At 70.8% G+C, this 19886-nt stretch carries 4 protein-coding genes and 1 pseudogene; all 5 read right to left on the bottom strand.

Annotation, left to right across the window (positions count from 1 at the left end; translation table 11 throughout):
• Window positions 1-1092, bottom strand: a 1092-nt coding sequence (locus UK94_RS59700) for a right-handed parallel beta-helix repeat-containing protein (protein ID WP_235488915.1), incomplete at its 3' end; no start/stop codon positions are given.
• 2181 nt (window positions 1093-3273) lie between these two features.
• Window positions 3274-3930: hypothetical protein (locus tag UK94_RS59695; RefSeq protein WP_235488913.1), on the bottom strand; the 657-nt coding region annotated here is incomplete at its 3' end.
• A gap of 4998 nt (window positions 3931-8928) precedes the next feature.
• Window positions 8929-10155 (bottom strand): hypothetical protein (locus tag UK94_RS59690; protein ID WP_235488911.1); only part of this gene is annotated, 1227 nt, incomplete at its 3' end.
• A 3720-nt stretch (window positions 10156-13875) separates the two neighbouring features.
• Window positions 13876-14595: hypothetical protein (locus UK94_RS59685; protein WP_235488909.1), on the bottom strand; the 720-nt coding region annotated here is incomplete at its 3' end.
• A gap of 2412 nt (window positions 14596-17007) precedes the next feature.
• A pseudogene (locus UK94_RS59680) lies at window positions 17008-18615 on the bottom strand (hypothetical protein); the annotation flags it as partial.
• Between the last annotated feature and the right edge of the window lie 1271 nt (window positions 18616-19886).

Here is a 19886-nt window from a genome sequence, read left to right as displayed (position 1 = left end):
CAGCCCGTAGGCGACGTCGCCGAGGTCGAGCCCGCCGAGCAGCGGCGCGGCCGAGCCCTCGATCGACACCCCGATCGGGCTGCCGTGGATGCGGACGCCGCGCAGCCGGGCCGCCGACTCGCCGAGCAGCAGGACGCCCACGTCACCGCAGTCGGCGAGCTCCCCGCCGACGAGGACCGGCCGGGCCGTCTCGTCGGCGACCACCCCGGCCGCGCCGCTGGCCCGCACGACGCAGTGCCGCAGCTCGGCGGCCGACCGGCCGGTGGCGTGCAGCCCGTGGCCGGCCGAGTTCTCGATCAGGCACTCGACGAGGGACGGCGCGGCCTGCTCCACGGTGATCACGCCGTGTGCGGTCACCTTCCCCAGCCGGCACCGTTCCAGAACGGGCTGGGCCCGGCCGGAGACGTAGAGGCCGACCTGACTGCCGTCGATCTGGGTGTCGACCAGCCGTGCCCGGCTCTCCTGCTGCACGAGGACGGCGACACTGCTCGCCGAGCTGATCCGGGAGCCTTCGATCCGCGGTGCCCCGGTGCCGGTCGCCACGACCCCGAACCCGTCCAGGCCCGCGAAGGTGCAGTGCCGGAACGTCGGCGCCGCGCCGCCCGCCACCACGAGCGCGGGTCCGCCGGTCGCCTCCACGGCGACCTCGGTGAACTCGGCGACGCCGGCGTCGACCACCACCCCGGAACCGTGCGCGTTCTCGATCCGGCCGGCGCGCACCCCGACCCGTCCCCCGCGCACATGGAGGGCCGCGGACGCGGTGGCCTCGAGCTGGCAGTTGTCCAGCCCCAGCCGCCCGCCCGCCGCCTGCACCAGCGGCAGCTCCTCGTCGCCCCCGCGCACGGTCAGGTCCCGCAGCCGGATGTCGCCGCCCGCACACAGCAGGGCCGATCCGGTGGGCACCTCGATCACGACGCTGCCCGGCCCCTCCTCCGCGACCAGGACCACGTCGCGGGTGAAGACGAGCGACTCCCGGTACACCCCCGGCCGGACGGCCACGGTGTCCCCGGGACCGGCCGCGACGAGCGCGCGCCCGATCGCTGTCACACACTCGGCGTCCGTGGCGGAGACGGACAGGACGGCTGCGGTCATCGCGGGCTCCTTGGGCTCGGGCAGGTCACGACGCGTCGACGGCGGCGAGGGGCTCCTCGTCCAGCAGCGCCACCCCCATCTGCGGCACGACCCACACGGCGTCCTCCTCCTGCCGTGGGCTCAACAGGTGNGCGAGCACCCGGTGCAGAGCCACCTCGCCGACCTCCAGCGAACCGTCGAGCGGCAGCGACCCGTCGAGCGGCAGCGACTCGTCGAGCGGCAGCGACGGGTCAAGCGCCGGGCCTCGCGCCTCGGCCACGTGCCGCATCAGGTCCGGGTCCGGGGCGAGGCCGTGCTCGTCCAGGTAGTAGCTGGTCGCGTCGGTCCACACCCAGCGGCCGTCCGTGCGAAACGTCATGGGCACCACCTCGCCGCGGGCCGGGTCGACGACGTCGGACATCAACGAGGAGGTGTCGAGGATCGGCACGCCGNCATCCAGGTAGCCGAGCAGGGCATCACGAAGCCCCAGGTCGTCGATGCGCGGCCGGTCCGGGTCGAAGCTGGGGCCGTCAACCGGGTCGACCTCGTCGAACGTCCGGGCCACCGACACCTCGACGGCCGGTTCACGCGCCCACAGCAGGGCGCCCGACATCTGCGCGAGACGCTGGTAAGGGGGCGGTTCCTCGCCCGCCGTGCACACCTCCACCTGCGGTGCCGGTTCCCCGGCGGCCAGCAGCGCGGCCTGTAGCCGCGCCGCCATGGCGGCCGCCGGCTCCGACCGCGGCTCGGCCGTGACGACGAACACCCGCTTCGGCGGCGGCCACGACGACCCCGCGGCCGGAGTCCGCCAGGAACGCCACAGGCCGACGGCGCCCGGCTCCGCCCCGGCCGCCTCGACGACGGCCGCCTCGACGGCGTCCAGCACGACCGCCGCGTCCGGGGCGGTCAGGTCGAGCGGCAGCACCGCCGCCGGCCCCCGCTCGTCCGCGCCGACGGAGCGGAACTGCCAGGCGCTCGGCACCCGCTCGCCGAGCGGTAGCGCGTCGAGCACTCCCACCACGTCGCCGTCGCCGTCGCCCGCGCCGTTGCCCGCGCCGTCCTGTCCGGCGGCGGTCAGCTCCTCCCGGGCCAGCCGGATCTCCTCGCCCCCGAGGCTGAGCTGGCCGGCGGCCACCGCGAACGCGACCGCCCGCGCGAGGTCGAGCCGCCGGCCCGCGGCGAGCCAGGTGCGTGCCTCGGTGACCAGCTCGTCCGGCAGGTAGCCGGCGAGGCCGAGCAGCGCCCGGTGNCAGGCGTCGATCATGGNGGCGTCATCCCCGACACTGATCACGGTCGCCCCGAGCGTCACCGTCGCCTCACCGACCTCGGGGACGTCCTCGCTTCCCAGCTCGCCTCCGGCCAACGCCGCCGGCGCCGTCGCTGGTGGAGGAGGCGGGAGTNGGACTGNCGGGGTCTCGGTCATCTCCGCCTCCGTGAACCGTGCCCGCCGGGCCACCTCGCTCCCGTGACCGCGGTGGCGGCGGACCCTCTGCCGAGGACACGCCGTCAGGGGGCCGGACGGTTCACGGCGTCCTGCTGCTCGTCCGCGGTCCCGTTCGGCGAGTCGGGTGGATAGACCATTTCCAGGTCCTCTTCGAGGTCCTCGATGACGTCCCGGCGGTCCTCGGGGGAGGCCGCGCGCAGCAACCTCTCGAGCGAGGCGCGCAGATCGGCGGCCCGGAGACGAACGCCCCGACGGGGCCAGACGATCCGCCGACCGAAGGCGGCGGCCAGTCGGCCCGCGTCACGGACGAAAGCCTGGTACTGGTCGTCCTCCGTTGGCGGCCCCGTCCACAGGACCACCGTCTCGATCGGCGCGTGCTGGGCTGCGTGGGCCGCGGCGACAAGCGCGTTCACCCCGATCTCATCGACGGAGCGCTCTCGGCCGTCCCCCAACGCCACGCCGAGATGACCGTCCGACTGCAGGGGAAGGTCAAGCGCGAAGACGCCGGGCGGGTAGCCCTGCGTTTCGAACCCGTATCGGTCTCGGTTTCTTTTCGCCAGTTCGGCGGTGGGCGCTGCCAGCCCGTTGCCGGTCATCTGCAGCCAGGCAGGGGCGTCCGGCGCCCACAACCGTCGGGCCGGGTCGGTCACCAGCGGGACCGGCCGATCTGCGGGTGCGTGCAGGACCTCCCACTGCTCGTCGCCGCTCTCGAGGGCACGATGGTCACCGGCCCACTCGACGTCGACTCCACGGGGCGNCGCGAACACGAAGACGTCCGCCGCGGCGCCGACCCGCTGCCACATCTGCCGCTCCACATCGGCTTGCCGATCGTCGACGATTCCAGGAGGAATGATCACAAGAGGCTGGCCCGGCCGCCACCCGTGACCCTCCAGATAGGCGGGCAGTTGCTCCGGCGACAGGGCACGGAGCTTCGCGTCCAGTCTTCTGATCACGAACCAGGGCGCACCGGCCTGATCGAACTGGACCTCGATTCCCCGCAGCTCGTAGACGTCATCTCGAACCGCGAGTTCCCCGCTGTGGCTGACGGTGGACAGGTAGTTTCCGAAATTCGTCCCGGTCAGCCCCGTGCTCGTGCGGACCACCGCATCGTCAGGACGCAGCCGCACCCTGCCGTCGTGGGTGACCCACTTGCTCAGTCCCCGCTGCGCCAGCGGCCCCAGTGCCCGCCACTGCGTCGGCTGCCCCCGGTCGTTCACCACCAGCATCCGGCCGGCCGCTCGGTCGTACTGGGCACGACTACCCCGATTGACGACCAGCACCTCGACGCCCTCGGCGGCGGCGAACTGCTCCAGCGCCTGCTCCGACCGGCCCGGCCCGCCCCCTGTCCACACCCGCAGGTCCACGTAGTTCCGAAGATCCTTCGTCCAGCCCGCCGTCGTCAGATACTGCGCCAAAGTGGGGGTCGGGTACCAACGCCGCGCGTCGTCATCCCGGAACGGCATCCGCCGGCCGCCGGTCACGACTCCGAGGCCACCCTCATGAGCCGGTAGAACCAGCTCGAACGGCCCATCGTGGACCTGTGCCATCGCCTGCNGGGTAGGAAGGTCATGCAGATACTCCGCCAACGTCACCGAGGCCAACCCACTGCCCCACACCACCGNGCTCGACACCGCACCCAGCTCCAGGGAGCCGTCTGCCGCCGGAGACAGCCACAGAGGAGGCGTTATCACGCTGCGGCGTTTGGCTGTCTCCGGCTGCACTGGGTGCCAGCCGGTCCCCAGCGAGTACTGCACGCTCAGCCGGCCGTCTACCACCCGCTGCTCGACGCCCTCCTCCGGCAGCCAGAACTCCGTCCGCAGTTCCGAGGCCAGAAGCTGCGCGTGCTTCCGCAACGTCTCGGCCCGCGACTTCGCGTCCNCCAGGTCGGCCCACCATCTCGCCGACCCCCTCGGCGACTCCTCCGACGCCCACACCTGCACCGGTCCACCCCGCCAGCCGGCCGCCGTCAGCATTTCCCGCAGCACGTCCGGTGTCACCATCTTGGGTCGACCCTCCGCCCGCGGAAGAACTGTGAGCCAACCGAATTCGTCCCGCGGCAGGAAGATCGATGTCACGTGCGGCTGGCGCACCAACCCGGCCGCCAGCTCCTCCATTCCCTCCGCGACCACCACCCCACGTTCCGGATCAGCCCGAACAGCGAGACCCGCTATCGCCACCGCCGTTCCCGGACCCGACAGATCACCGCCCCGGGCCGCCTGCGTACCGGTCCCCACCGCCGGACCGTTCACCATGGCCTGATAGTGATCCACGCCGTTGTACTGCACGTACACGCTCGCCCGTGAGGCGTCGGCCGACTGATGTAGATGATCGGTTCGAGGCAGGTGGCCCGTCCTCGTCGTCAGGACCACCACGTCCAGGTCGGNCGCTCGAGCAACGATCTGCGGGACCAGGTCGAAGAACGGCGTATGCCACCAGGCGGGATCCCGAATCGCGCGGGCGACCAGATCACTCNCCCGCATCCCGACGAACNCCCCCGGGCGCCCCAGCCCCGCCAGCAACGGCGACATTCTCAGGAGCCGATTCCACTCGGCACCGGTCGGAGACTGGGTAACCGTCGCCACCAGTTCGTCGAGAAGATAGACCGGCTCACTCCTCCCTCGCTCCGGGGCCGCCCACCCCAGGACAGATCGCAGCCCGGTCAGCCCGAGACCCCGGGCCAGGTGCCGCGCCACCGACCCGGGCCCACCTCCCTGGTCCGGCTGGTCCAGACCGTTCCGCGTCCCCTCCCCGGCCGGCCCCGCGAGCCAGGCGAGTACGTGGTCTCTCAGCTCCGCCACATCCATAGCGCCAACCGGCGAATCAGGCGCCTGGTCCCGGGCACCCANAATCAGCGACGTGAAATAGCAGAGCCCGTTTCCGGGAACCTGAAGAACCTGGAAATCACGACCATCGCGCCGCACGTCAGCCACCACCGGACCAGCCACCACCGGACCAGCCACCGGCTCCGGCCAGCCGCCGGCACCCGAAACTCCCCCTGGAGGCGGCTGCGTCGGCTGAACCGACCGAGCCGGCTGAACCGGCTGAACCGGCTGAACCGACTGGACAGATTCGGAGAGCGGTACGGGACCGGTCGACTCCGCGGAAGGGGTGTAGGGCGGAGGAGCCGACAACCGGGTCAGGCGATCCCGCAGAATCTGCCGGGCCCGGTCCACCGAACGAAGAACATCCTCCTCCTTCGGTGCTCCCGGAGCCGGATATTGCACGGGCGCACCCGTCGACGTCTGTCCCAGGGGCTGCACCGCGTGGTAAAGGCTCAGCGGGGTGTCCAGGTCGGGATGCTGATACNCCCACNCCGTCCCCGCCGAGCCGTCTGCCGCTGTGNCGGCCCCGGAAACCCAGCCCACCCGGACGCCCAACATGGCTGCAAGCAGCTGCGGACCGAACATCGCGGCCAGCCCGCCGTCATAGCGTCGATCCCTCCGCACCACCATCGCCAACATCTCCGCCGCCGACGGCAGCCGGCCCAGCGACCGGGCCAGATTTCGCACTGCCGCCGTCGCCTGAACGCGACGCTGCTCCCGCGGCGATCCTTCTGCCAGCCCCTCCACCTGGTCCCACATCGGATCGTCCGGGGCGTTCGACAGGGTCTCTCTCACCACATCCCGCAACGGTCGCCCGTCCCGGTCCTGTCCGGCAACCAGTTGATCCACCTCGCCGTCACTGAGGAGATCGACCACCACATCGACGCCCGTCCGTCCATGCGGCCAGTCCGAATCGGCGACGAGCAGNCTTGAGGAGAAGGCGGCGAGTTCGGCGCGAATCGCACCGGCCACCGGCCCCGGCGCGGCCACCAACAGGCGATGCAACTCGGCCAGCTCGGACTGGGGATACTGTGCCGCCGCGCTCTGCAGAACCGCAGCGACCAGGCCCTCCTCATCATTCGGAATGCCCCACGGCACCGGCATCACCCGTCCGTGCCCGGCAGACCCCAGCCGTAGGATATTCCCCGGCCCCTGATACGGCGGAACCTCTACCGCGGACTGAACGGGCCGGTCGGCCGGCATGTCCAGCAGATGCTCGGTCACCTCGTCGATGAACCGCTTGACTCGCGCCTCGTAGGTGGCCGATCGGGATTCACCGGGCGCGACCGGAATGAAGGAGATGGGTGCATCGAGACCAACGCCGATCCGCTCCATCTCGGCCCGGAGCAGGCGGGCCAGGGGACGCGGGGCGACCGGTTCGAGGCCACGCGGACCGCGCAGCGCCAGCCGGCCGTCGGCCATGCTGGCGACAACGACCGGGAATGCGCCGTGAGCCCGCGCTTCGTCGACCTGCCGACGCAGCTCGCTGACCAGATCGGAGGTGGACGTGCCGAAGTCCGTCGACCAGAGGTTCATACCCTCCGCGCCGAAGCTTCCGATCAGCGGTGCCCAGATCAGCGGGGGAGCCTCATGCCAGTCTCCGTCGCCGTTGAGATCCGGCTCCCGCCGATGGGTGGAATACACCGGCATACCAAGCTCACCGCGCACCAGCGCGGAGAAACTGGTGCTGCGCGGTCGGGGCGACAGGGCACCCGGCGGCTCCTCCAGGCCCCCGACGCCCAGGTACACCGCACCGGTGAAGTCCCGCGGGGCGTGGGCCAGCACGATCGCGGCCAACTGCTCGGGCGGAATCCGTACCTTGCCCACTGTCGAATGCTGCCCTTGTACGATATCCAGCTGGCCCTCGGCCACTACCAGAAACCCGCCCGGACGCCGCGTCGGCCTGGTCGGCGCCGGAGCAGGTGGGGCGCCGAGCTCCTCGGGCAGGAGCCCGGGCGACGGTGCGTCGGACCATCGACCGGACAGATCGACCCCGAAGATCCCCTGCTCGTCGATCAACGGCGCCACCTGGAGATCGGCGATCGACGCCCCGGCCAGATACCACTCCGATGTATCGGACTCCGGCGGCTGAAAACTGCGCTGGAGGGGCACCAGACTCCCCGTCAGGCTGTCCTGGACGTGGCTCAACGGCGCCGTGTCCCGCTCCACGTCGGGCGCGGACCCGGCCGGCGCGATCACGGGAACCCACCTCGGCGCCTCGATATCCGACCGATCGCGCTTGTAGGAGGCATTGTGGCCGACATATACCGGCAGGCCCCCGATCAGGGCGGAGATTTCCGCGGCCAGCGCCTCAAGAGGACCCTCGTTCTGGTCCATCCGGGTAGAGACCAGCCGGATCGGAGAATCCGGCCGACGTGCCCGTCCAGACCTTCCGACCTCCCGCAGGAAGTCCCTGACCTCACGGGCCTCGACCGGCACCCGCCGGTCCGGCCGCCACGACACCTCGCCGCTCGCGGTCGTGTGGACGACCACGAGCGGCGGCCGGTCGGCGGAGAACGGCAGGGCCGCCAGCGCCTGCACCCATTCTGCTATCTCCGCCTGCGATTCCGGCTCATCGCTGTGCTGACCAAAGAGCAATGAGTCGCTCTCGAACGACCGGACGCCGCGATCCCCGCGGTCCTCGACGATCCGGGAGTCGCCGTTGATCGACAGGTAGTTCGGCAGCAGCGGTCGCGTGGAACCCTCGGCGTTCGCAAGCAGCTCGGACGGCGCGGAAATCCTCATTTCAAGCTGTCGAGGGCCTTGCGGGCGATGTACCGTCGGCCCTGACGGCGGCCGCACCGGAGGACCACCCGGCACGTCCCGATGCTGGTACGGGTCCATCCCGCGGATGATATGAGCGACCGGTCTGCCGAAGGCTGCGACGAGACGCTCGACGTCACCCACGAAGGCCCGGTAACCCGATTCGGTGGAGGGTGGAACTGTCCAGAGCGCGATGATCGCGATCGGCTCGCCTCGCCTCGCCCGCGCGGCGGCGAGGAGCTCATCGAGCAATATCCCGTCGAGCGGGGCCACCCCGCCGTCCCCGAATGTCACACCGAGATGGCCGTCCTGCAACGTGGGGAGATCAAGCACGAACACACCCGGCGGGTACCCCAGGGATCTGGTCGCATACTGCGCCGCGTTCCGTTGGACCATCTCAACGTTGGGGGCTGCCAGCCCAGGGGCGGCCAGCTGCCGCCACCCGGGAGCATCCGGCCGCCACAACCGCCCCAGCGGGTCGGTCACCAGAGGCGCAGCCTGATCGGCCGGTGTGTGCAGGGCCTCCCACACCCCGGCAGCCCGCCCCTGGCGCGTGACGACCGCGGCATGGCCACCGGCCTCGATCACAACCTCGCTGCCGGCCCCCGGCACGAAGACGAACGCACCGGCGGCCAGGCCCACGTACGTCCACGCCGCCCGACGCTGCAGCTCGACCGACTCCGCCCCGTTGGCTTCGCTCTCCTCATGATCCAGGCTCTCGGTGACTACCAGTGGCTGCCGATCCCGGCGCCAGCCGTGACGAACAAGATGGGCAGCCATCTGCACGGGCGACAGAAAATGGGACGTTCCGTCCAGGTGTCGGATCANAAACTCGGCATTGCCGCTGTCGTTACGCCGGACCTCGAAGCCCCGCACCTCAAAGACGTCGTCCCGGCCCGCGTTCCCATTGGCGCGGTTCACCGCGGACCAGTACTCCGCGCTGGACGTGTTGATCAGCCCGGTATTGGTCCGGACCACCGCGTCGGCCGGCCGCAACCGCGCCACACCATCGATCGACTCCCATCTACTCGACACCGTGTCCGCGAACGGCCCGAGCATTCGCCACTCGCTCGGCCGCCCGTTGCGGTCGACCGCCCGTAGCTCGCCGTCGCGGAACACGCCGTGGCTGTCCCCATCGAGCACCAACACCTCCGCGCGGGCGAGCTCGGAGAAGCGGTGCAGCGTCTCCGCCGACTCCCGCGGCCCACCTGCGGTCCACAGTCGAATATCGCCGCGATGTTCCCGCCAGCCCGCCTGCTGCAGGAAGTTCGTGAATGAGGGAACGTGCTGGGGTTCCTCATATTCATCGACATCCCTCCGGAAAAACTGTTCATCCAACTCCAACCCGAAACCCTCTTCAGGATAAACCAGCTCAAAAATCCCGGAATTTGCCTCTCCGAGGGCTCGGAGAAATGGCAGTTGTTGGAGATAGTCGGGCAACGTCAACGACGCGGCGCCGTGATGGAAAACCACCGTGCGTCGCCGCCTTCTGGGTATCAGGGAACCGTCCGACGCGACAGTCAGCCACACCGGTGGCGTGATCACTCCGCGTTCACCGCGTCGGCTCTCATCCGGTCCCACCAGATGCCAGGGGCTCCCCGGCCCATCACCCTGCGCGGTCAGCCGGCCGTCGACCACGTGCTGCGAGGCGCTCTCCTCGGGTACCCAGAACTCCGTCATCAGGTCCCTGGCAAACAACTCCAGCTGTAGCTGTAGCTGACGCCTTCCTGGCTCTGGGGCGTCGTCGGCGGAGGCATCCACGACGGAACCGTCCTCGGAACTGACCTCCGCGGCGCCGTCGGCGGAGCCGTCACCCTCAACAGCGGCCCGCCGCGCCGCCGGTGTACCTGGTGCCCACACCTGCACGGGCCCACCCCGCCAGCCCGCCGCGGTCAGCATCATCTGCAACAGGTCCGACGACAGCGGCTCCAGGTGACCGCCCTCCCGCCGCGCGACGCCCAGCGAACCGTCGTCCCTCCGAGGCAGGAAAACCGTTGTCACATCCGGCCTGCCCACCAGCCCTTCCGCAAGTACGTCCATTCCTCCCGCGACCACCAGCCCACGTCCCGCATCGAACTGGACGTCAAATTCCTCCGACCTCTCGATGGGTACAGCCCCGTCGGGATCACGAGTGCCTGCCTCAGAATCCTCATCGAGAAGGCTGGGCGAATCCGAACCAGGCCGAGCGGCATCGCCAAGTTCGGGTGCGGGTTCCGCTGNGCCGCCGGTACGGCGATCTTCAACGGAGTCCACCGCCGGCCGGAGCTGACCGTTCGGCGCCGGGGCCACCGCGACCGGATCGACACCCGGCGTCGATGGTGCAACTGCAGATCGGGGCGCCGTGTCCNATACCTCGGTCCTTTCGCCCTGGGAGTCGGCATTGGCATGAGACCGGTTCACCGTTTGCGGCTGTACCTGCGGCGGGCCCGAGGACGACACTGCCGGTCTCGCGACAGTGATCTCGTCGGCTGCCCCCGGTCGTGCCGGCTCCGGCGCCGGGAGGGTCGTCGGACGAATCGCCGGCGGGCGGACGGTCGGATCCTCGGCCAGCCAGATCGCCACCCGACGGCGCTCCCCGCGTTGGTCGTCCCCTCCAGGTCGGGCGTCGGGCTCGCCGGCACGCGCCGGCGCGGACGTGAGCCCCGCGCCCCGCGTATGCGTCGCGTAACCAACCGCCGCAGCCGGCAGGCCGACCGCGGCCAGCCGCTGCGCCAGCACCGGCGCCAGAACCTGCCAGGCGGACCGCGCACGATACTGCCCGGAACGCGCCGCGCGACCAAGGCCAACCGCCCGGCCGCTGCCCCCACCCTCCAGGTGCACCACCAGCGCCGGCGCCCCCGCTCGGGCCCGCCGCGCCGCCTCCCCCGCAATCTCGTCGGCGAGTTGACCAATGCGGTTGCGTTGGTCCGTCGTCAGATCCGCAGGCCCGAAAACCCGCACGCCCTCCGGGATATCCAGCTCCAGCTGGATGTCCCGCCACGGCTCCCCCTGCTCCCCCGGCCCCTCCGGCTCCTCCGCGGGATCGACTCGGTCAGCCCCACCGAGCACCCGCCCGATCGGCTCACCGCGCAGGACCGCGATCACCTGGTCGGCCAGCGTGCTCGTCGCCTGCCGCTCGTTCTGCAGCCGCGACCGCAACTCTCGATACACCGCCAGAATCTCGCCCTCGCCAGGCTCCCGACGCGCCGACCCGACCGGCCACCTCGCCCCCACCATCTCCAGGAGATCCCGTTCCTCAGCCACCGGACGAGACGGCGCAACCGACCTGGTCGACGGCGCGGCGAGTCCAGAACCCGGCTCCACAGCCGGCTCGGTCACCACAACCGGCGCAGCGACGGTGATCGCGTCTACATCCGCGGCCAGTCGGGGGCTGGACGAGGGCGGCTGGCGCGGCGGGGGATCCTGCGGCGGGAGGCCCTCCTGCGGCGCGAGGTCCTCCTCCGGGACCTCCAGGATCGAAGGGAGACCGACGGGCGGGGGAGGACTCAACGACGGGGTCCGCTGGGCAACGGCAGGCGCGACGGCCGGCGCAGAGCCCGACGACGAGGTCCGGCGGGCGACGTCGGGCACGGCGGCCTGCGGTCGCGACGACGAGGCCCGGAGGGGAACGACCGGCTGCTCGCCACGCGCGAAGGACCCCGGCCGACCCGGTGCCTGCGCACGGTCGCCGGCCGGCGTACCGGAGCCCGGCGTACCGGAGCCCGGCGTACCGGAGCCCGGCGTACCGGAGGCCGGCGGCGTCGGGGAGACGGATTCCGGCCCGCGCGGCAGCGGCGGCGGTGCGGGCGCGACGGCCGGCGGAGGTCGCAACGACGAGGTCCGGCGGGGAACGACCGGCTGCTCGCCACGCGCGAAGGACCCCGACCGGCCCGGCGCCTGCGCACGGTCGCCGGCCGGCTCTGGGAGCAGCGCCGCGGGCTGCGGCGCCGAGGTGGCCGGTGGGCGCAGGACCGGCGGGCGGACCGTCGGGTCCTCGGCCAGCCAGATCGACACCCGACGACGCTCCCGACGTTGCTCCCGCGTCTGCCGTGGAGCAGCCGCCCCGCCGGCCTGCGTCGACCCGCCGGCCTGCGTCGACCCGCCGGCCTGCGTCGACCCGGAGGTGGGACCGGCACCTCGCGTGTGCGTCTCGTGGCCGACCGCGTCGGCCGGCAGACCGACCGCTTCCAGCCGCCGCGCCAGCACCGGCGCCAGCACCTGCCAGGCGGACAGCGCACGATAACCCCCGGACCGCACCGCACGGCCAGCAACAACCGCTCGACCGCTGCCCCCACCCTCCAGGTGCACCACCACGGCCGGCTCCCCCGCCAGGGCCCGCCGCGCCGCCTCCGCCGCAATCTGCTCGGCGAGCTGATCAAGGCCGGCGCGCTGGTGCGTCCTCAGATCCGCGGCTCCAAAAACCCGCAGGCCCTCCGGGAGATCCAACTCCAGTCCGACGTCCCGCCACGAGTCCCCCGACTGCGCTGCGGGAGGCGCCGTCGTCNCCGGGACGCGGGGCTCCGGAAGGTCCATGTCCCGCGGCCCGTACCACTGGACGGAAGCGCCCTCGTCCCCNGGAAGGTCGAAGGTGGTGACCGTGCCCGGATCGAAGTCGATCGACAGTTCCTCGACCGGGAAGCCCAGCTCCACCGGCACGGCGCCGGTGACGACGCGGGTGGTGTTGCCATGGGTGAGGGNGATGGAGATTTCGACGAATCCCTCGTAGTTCGCCGTGGGGCTCAGGAACTTGCCGTTGCCCAGCACCCGCCCGGCCGAGCCGGCGACGTCGGTGTTCCTCGTCCGGTAGGTCGGACCCGCGATGAGATCGACGCTCACATCCGCCGCCGGAGCGCCGACCACGAAGCCGATCTGGGGTTGCAGGCCGCCGGCCGTCCAGTACTGCCCTCGCCGCGACACCGCGGTGGTGGTCTCGTTGACCGGATTGAGCTCGGCGGCCTCGTCGGTTCGCAGGTGACGTAGGTGCAGGATCCGGGCGGTGGCCGAGACGGAGGTCGATCGGGAGATCACGTTGTTCAGCAGCCGCGGAACGGTGATGGGCTCGCCGCGCGTCATCCCCGCCAGCGAGGCGGTCAGGTTCGGGTTGCTGAACGCCGTCCGGACGGCGGGACCGATCTTCTGCCACGTCCGCTTTCCGAACAGCTCCCGGCCCGCGAGGTCGAGGGCCTGATGCAGACCGGCGGTCTCGGGCAGGCTTCGCACGACGTCGGTGTCCCGCAGACCACGGTCGGCCTGGTCGCTCCAGATCCGCGCCGGTGGAACCGGAGTCGCGGCCGGTGGGATCGGGGCGGCTGGTGTGGCCGGTTGCGGACGGTCCTGGGCCGGCAGCGTCTCGGCCTCCGTCTGGTCCGTCAGGACACGCAGCCGCGCGGGGGCATCGGGAATCCTGATCCTGGGCTTGCCGTACCAGGGGTTGCGCTCCATGCGGAAGTGGAGCAGGAGCTGACCGTCGAAAACCGCGCCCGGCTTCTTCGTCTTCGTCGTCATCGCCGCGCGCGACATGATCGACTGGGTCATGATGTCGTCGTTGCCCCCCTGGGCGATCACGTTTCCGCCGAATCGGCCCTTGAACGGCACCACTCCGACGGGGTCCGTGGTGTAGAAGATCTGCGTCGTGGTGGTGATACTGCGGGAGATTCCGTAGGCGGTGACCCCGTCCGTCGTCGCGGTGGCACTGCTCTGTTCGGCGCCGGTGTTGAACTCGGTCTGGCCGGTGTTGCCCACGTGCGGCAGATCCTCGGCGGATTCCGGCAGGGACGCGGTGATCAGGACGCGGCNGCCGGGCACCGCGACCTCGATCGGATCGCCCGCGGTCATGGACCGCAGGTCGTACTGCAGACGGACCAGGGGCACCTCTTTCTCGATCCTTTTCTTCGCCGCGTTCCACCGGTGCCCGAACACCCGGCGGCCCTCCCCGTCGACGTGGCGCAGGATGTCGTCCATGCCCCGCAGGCGATCGCCGGGAAGGGCGGGCAGGCCGCGCAGGTCCTGCACGATGTCGGAGGATCCGAGGCGGCGCGTCTGCCGGATCCGCGACGGCGGGGCGAAGGCGGTGGCGGGGGTCCGGTCGACCGGCGGCTGGCCGGCCGCCCCGGTCCGGGTGTCACGCATCGGAAAGATGACCGAGGCGTCGGGAATGGTGACCGTCCGCGGCCCCCGGCGCAGCGGGAAGCCCAGGCGACGCAGGTCGTAACTCACGACGAAGCGGACAGGTCCCTTGAAATGCGCCCCTTCTTCCACCGTCTTGCCCTTGGCAACGGTACGTCCGCCGCCGAAACCGGCATGTGAGGTCGACTTGTCCCGGTTGTAGGCGGCGGTGGCGTTGATATTCAGATGGGGGCCGTCGAGTTTCACTTTCTCCGGGAACAGCACGACGTCCCGATTACGGGAGTCGATGTTGCCGCCGAGGGTATGCGACGTCTCGGTCCCGCTCTCCATCTCGATGCCGGGCACGGGCTCGTGATAGGCCAGGTTGCCGATTTCGGCCCGCACGGCCACCTTGCCCCAGACGAGAAAACCCCTGACNTTGGTCGTCACCTCCTCCCCACCGGAGAGTTCCGACAGCCTCGCCCGCAGCGGGTCGCCCTCGTAACGTCGGTTCAGCCGCCTCTCGTTTCGCCGCCAGCGGTAGCCGANCAGCGGCTGCAGGTCGCGGGTCACCTCCCGCATGACGACCCGGTCGTCGGCGCCCATGCTCAGCACGATGTCGCTCGGGCTGATCCGGCGCTCGTCCGTCACCCGGGCGGGTGCCTGGACACCCTCGCTCGACGTGGACGGCTGTCCGACGAGGTAGCCGCTGGGCTGCACCGGGGAGGGTTTCGGGTCGCCGTCGGTCCCCGTCGTCGACTTGGCGTCCAGCTCCGCCTGATGGGCGTTCAGCTCCGCCGGGTGGGTGTTCGCGGTGATCCTGGCCGCCGGGAGGGTGGAGTCCGGGAAGCGGAAGCCGTCCCCTTCGGGAATCGTGATCTCGGACTGCACCGTCGCCGGGGTCGACACGTTCTTCTTGGCGAGGGCGCCGAAGGTGAACTCGAACTCGACGTCGCTGTCGAAGATCCCGACCCGGGCGGGGAACTTCGCACCGGCGACGATCTTTCCGGAGCTGAGCAGGCGCCAGCCCGTCCGGCGCCGGAACTCCTTGCCGCCCAGACCCTGCAGTGCGACCTCTCCCCCCGCGAAGGCCGGGACACCGCCGAGCACCGCGGTCGTCTGCTGGCTCCACCAGTTCAGCCGCCGCCGGGAGAACTGCGCGCTCGTCTCGTCCTGCGGGGACAGCTCGGTCCTCGTTATCCGCCGGAAGGTGGTCGACGTGACCTTGGCCCGCGCCTGAATGAACGCCCTCGGCGNCACGTCCCGCTGGTTGAGCTCCGGGCNGTCGAGGACGGCACCCCGTGTCATCGAGGCCAGGTAGGCCGCGAGCCGATCCCGGTTGAACCAGGTCAGGACTTCCTGGCGGATCTCGNTCCAGGTTCGCTCGCCGAAGAACGCCCGACCCTGCTGATCGAGCGCCGCCCGGATCCGCTCCATGTGATAGAGGTCGCGGACGGTGTCCGTGTCCCGCAGCCCCGTTCCCGGACCATTGCTCCAGATCCGTGCCGGCGGCACCAGCACGTCGCGAGGCGCGGCCGGCGGGGGCGCGTCGGCGGCGGCCGACGTCGTCGAGCCCACCGGCCCCGGTGCTGTCGACGTCGGCACGGTCGAAGCCGTCGGCGCGGTCAGATCGGTCGGCGCGGTCAGATCGGTCGGCGCGGTCGGCGCGGTCGGATCCGTTGCGGCCCGTCTTGGCGGGGTCGGCGCGGTCGGCGGAGCCGGCACGGTCGAAGGGGTCGGCACGATCGGATCCGTTGCGGCCCGTCTCGGCAGGGTCGCGTGGGGAGCGGGCGTCGTCGGCTTGGCCACCCAGTGGGTCGGCTTGTCCACCCGCTGCGCCTCGTCCGTCTCGATCACCGTGGTGATGCCGAGTTCCGCCGTCGGTTGGGCCGTCCGCACCGAGCCGACGGCCGGCTTGTTGCGCAGGTGGAAGGTCAGTCTGGTGCGGCCGTCGAACTTCTGCCCGTCGGAGTTCTTGGTCTTGTTCGCCACGCCGGACTTCGTCAGCGAGTCCCTCAGCAGGATGGTGTCGCGGCCCGTCTGCCCGGTCCCGGTGCCGNTGATGTCGAAGGCGGTCTTCACCGTGCCGAGGAACTGGCCGCCCGCGGGGAGCTGCAGAGCGTCTGAGGTGATGCGCTGGTCGGAGGTGAAGCGGTAGGTCTCGGTGCCGGAGTTGAACTCCGTCTGGGCCGTCGCCCGCACATGGTCGAGCGCGACCAGTTCCGCGGAGATCTCGAGCGTCTCGTCGACCGACTCCAGCCTCACCGCCAGCGGATCACCGGACATCATTCCCTTCAGGTGCTGGTGGATGCGGTCCAGGTCGACCTCGGCGAGGATCTCCTGCTTCACCCNCTGCCACATCGAGNCGTAGACGAAGGTGCCCGACAGATCGAGGTCGTCGAGGACCCCCTCGATGCCGCGGGTGTCCCGCATGTACCGCAGGCCCTTCGGCATCAGCGGGTGCACGTCCAGCACGACGTCCGTGGACCCGAGGCGGTGATCCCGCTGCACCCGTTGCGGAGCCGTGTAGTGGGTCTCGGGCGGCCGAGGACTGCCGTCGGCGTCGGGGCTGTCGGCGCTCGGCGTCGCAATCCGCGTGCCGATCGCGAACACCTGGCGTTTCGGGGCGATATGTTTCCCGACCTTCACGCGACGGAGATCGATGGTGACGCCGAGATCGGTGGTGNCGTCGTACAGCGTGGCGGGCTCGACCACCTTGGATTTCGCGACCGTCCGCCCGCTGCTCGTCTCGTTGGTCCCGCGGCTGGAGTCCCAGTACCGGCCGAGGACGCCGGTCCATTGGAACTTCGGCGTCGTGGCCCNCACCGGGAGACTGACGTTGGTTCTCCACCGCGACTCGTGAAGATCACCTGCGGTGCCCTGGGACTCCGAACCGCCCTCGAATTCGAACTTCTCCACGTTACGGACGGGCGAGAAGTCCCGGACCAGGGCATCGAGGGTGATGGTGCCCGTCCACCCCCGCTGGTTGATCGTGAGCCGACGCCGATCACCGCGGGACATCCCGGCGATCCGCGCCTTGACCACCGAAGCCTGGACGAAGTTCCGCACATCCGGCTCGATCTCCGCCCAGGCCCCGCCCAGGGGCTCCTTCAGTTGCTGCTCGATCCACCGGTAGGCGTCGTTCTCCCCCGGATACAGCCCGATCACCGTGTCCGAGGCACCCAGCCGGCCATGCCGGGAGACCCTCGTGGGCGGCGGGAAGGTGGAACCGCCCGGCCGGCCGCTGGTCTTCTCCGGCCAGCGCTTCGGCTCGAACTTCGGCGGCGTCGACGTCGGCGGCGTCGGCGGCGGGCCGGAGTCCTTCCCTCCGGCGGCGTCCGACGCCGGCGTCGTCGAGATCGGGCTCGGGCTGTCCGGTCCGTTGCCCTCCCCGAGCCTGCCCGGCGTCGCAGGAGCCGTCGGCGTGCTCGCTGTCGAGGGAGTTGCCGGGCCGGTGACGGCCGGGCGCACAATCGGCTCCAGCCCGAGGTAGTGGTTACCGCTCCGGAGCAGGTGGACGGTGGGGCGGCCGACGGCCGCCTCGTTGAGCCCGAGCTCTTCCTGTCCCGCCTGCAACACGCGAACGTCCAGGTCGGCGACACGGGCGATCGCGCCCGGCACCTCCTCGCCGATCGGGGTGTTCCACAGGTCGCGGTCCTCGATGGCCGACGCCAGTAGGTCGGTGAACGTGGGCAGCCGGCGGTCTCGCAGAAGCGCCGCCCGGACATGGCGGACGACGGGCGCCATGGGCCGGGGTAGCCAGGGCTGAATCATCCGGAACCGAGTGGCAGGGCTTTCCCTCAACCAGTCTCCGAGGTCCGCGCGCAGGGCGCGGAGATGAGGGTCGGTCAGGGCGAACCCCGTGGGATCGGGCGAGGGCTGGCGGCCGACCTCCTGTTCGACGAACTCGATGGGAAGGTCGAGCACCTGGTCCCACGCCTGCGCCCGGTCTTCTCCGGCAGCGGCCCGCCGATCGGCCAGCAGATTCCTGGCCGCCCTGTGTTGCTCCTCCCGAGACCAGACATCGATCTGCCTCTGGGTCGGGACAATCCTCCTCCCGGCATCCTGCAGAATGGCGATGACGGCATCGTCCGTAAGATCGCCGAGCAGCAGCGGCACGATCTCCCGGACGGTGTCCGGATGGGTCTCACCACGGCGGGCGGCCTGGCGCACCTCCTCCCGGTACCGCCGGGCCAGCTCGGCGCGGAAATTCCTGATCGGAACGGAACTCGACAGGCCTGCGGGGGCTCGCGACGTCGACGTCGTGGCGCCAGGCTGAATCTGCTGCTGGGCACTCAGCCTGAGCGCCCAGGGGAAACAGTCCCCGACTTCCCCGGGGACGTTGCGTACCCGGAACGACCGGCCGTCGGGCAGCGTGACCACATCACCGGACCGGCGCACCGTGTTCGCGTTCGCGGACTGAGACGTCACCGGCGTCACCGGCGGCTGCGGNCTCGTCGACGGCGGGGGCAAGGAAGGCCGCGGGGTCAAGGAAGGCTGCGGGGTCGAGGAAGGCTGCCGGGTCGAGGAAAGCTGCGGGGTGGTCGTCCGGGGCTCGAAGGCGAAGTCTCTGACGACGACGCCGTCGGCGATCTCACCCGCACCACTGGCGTTACCAGCGACACCGGCATTACCAGCATTGTCCAGTGCGGCCATCGTCTGCTCGGCCCACCGGTCACCGTCCTGATCCAGCGCGGGAAGGTCCAGGATCAGCGGGCGGCCCGGCGCCGGCCGTGACGGCATCGGCGGAACCGGCAGAGTCGAACCCGACGGAGTCGAACCCGACGGAGTCGGATCATGCGGTTCGAGAGGAGTGCCGAGGCCCAGGTCCACAGCGTTACCCGGGGCGCCGCCGAACATCCGTCCGATCCCCTCGCCTCGCAGGATCGCGGCCACATCGTCGGCGAGTTCCTTCGTCACCCTCCGCTGGTTCGCGTTCTGGGACCGTAGATCACGGTAGACCTGCAGGATCTCGCCGTCGCCGATCTTCCGATCCGCCGGACGGGCCCGTAGGTTCAGACGCACCCAGGACAGCAGATTGTCCTCAGGGCTCAGCGGGTGGAGTGGCCCAGGCGCCGACGGAGTCGCATCGCCGTCCCTCGGCTGCTCGGAGATCGCCAACTGATCGTCCTGGGCGGCGCCAGACGAGGGCGGCTGCCGCGACTGGGGATCCTGCGGCGGAATGGCACCGAGTTGCGGCTGCGGATCAACCCGCACCGCGGAACCGGCCGGCGCCGCCTGGTCGACAAGCGGAGCTGGATCTCCGGACAACGCGGGGTCGACAGGCGGAGCGGGGGCGTAGGCCGGCGGCGGGACGGGGTCTGTCGGCACGGCTGCGGGGGGCAGAGCCGCGGGGGCCGGGTCGGCGTGCTTGAGAAGCTCGAACTCGACCGGGAAACCGAAATGCGCCGACATCAGATCGNCCACGTTCGACATCCACCGCGTCAGCTCATCCGTCGAAGGATTACCCCGAACCTTCTTACTCATATACCGGCCCGACTTGTCGTTGATAACCCAACGACCATCAGACCGCCGACTCAGCTCACCACTCACCCGGGCCGGCACCGTCACCGTCCGACCCGACACCGGATCAAAACCCACCACGATCGTCGGATGCCCGTGCATCATCAGATCATGTTCCAACTGATCCCGCGTCAACTCCGGACTATGCGGAGACATCCAGGCGAACAACTCATCCAGCT

It is taken from the genome of Frankia sp. AvcI1 (genome assembly GCF_001420875.1).
GTDB classification, from domain to species: domain Bacteria; phylum Actinomycetota; class Actinomycetes; order Frankiales; family Frankiaceae; genus Frankia; species Frankia alni.
The sequence above is the reverse complement of the archived record's forward strand: the minus strand, read 5'-3'. Positions and strand labels throughout refer to the sequence as shown.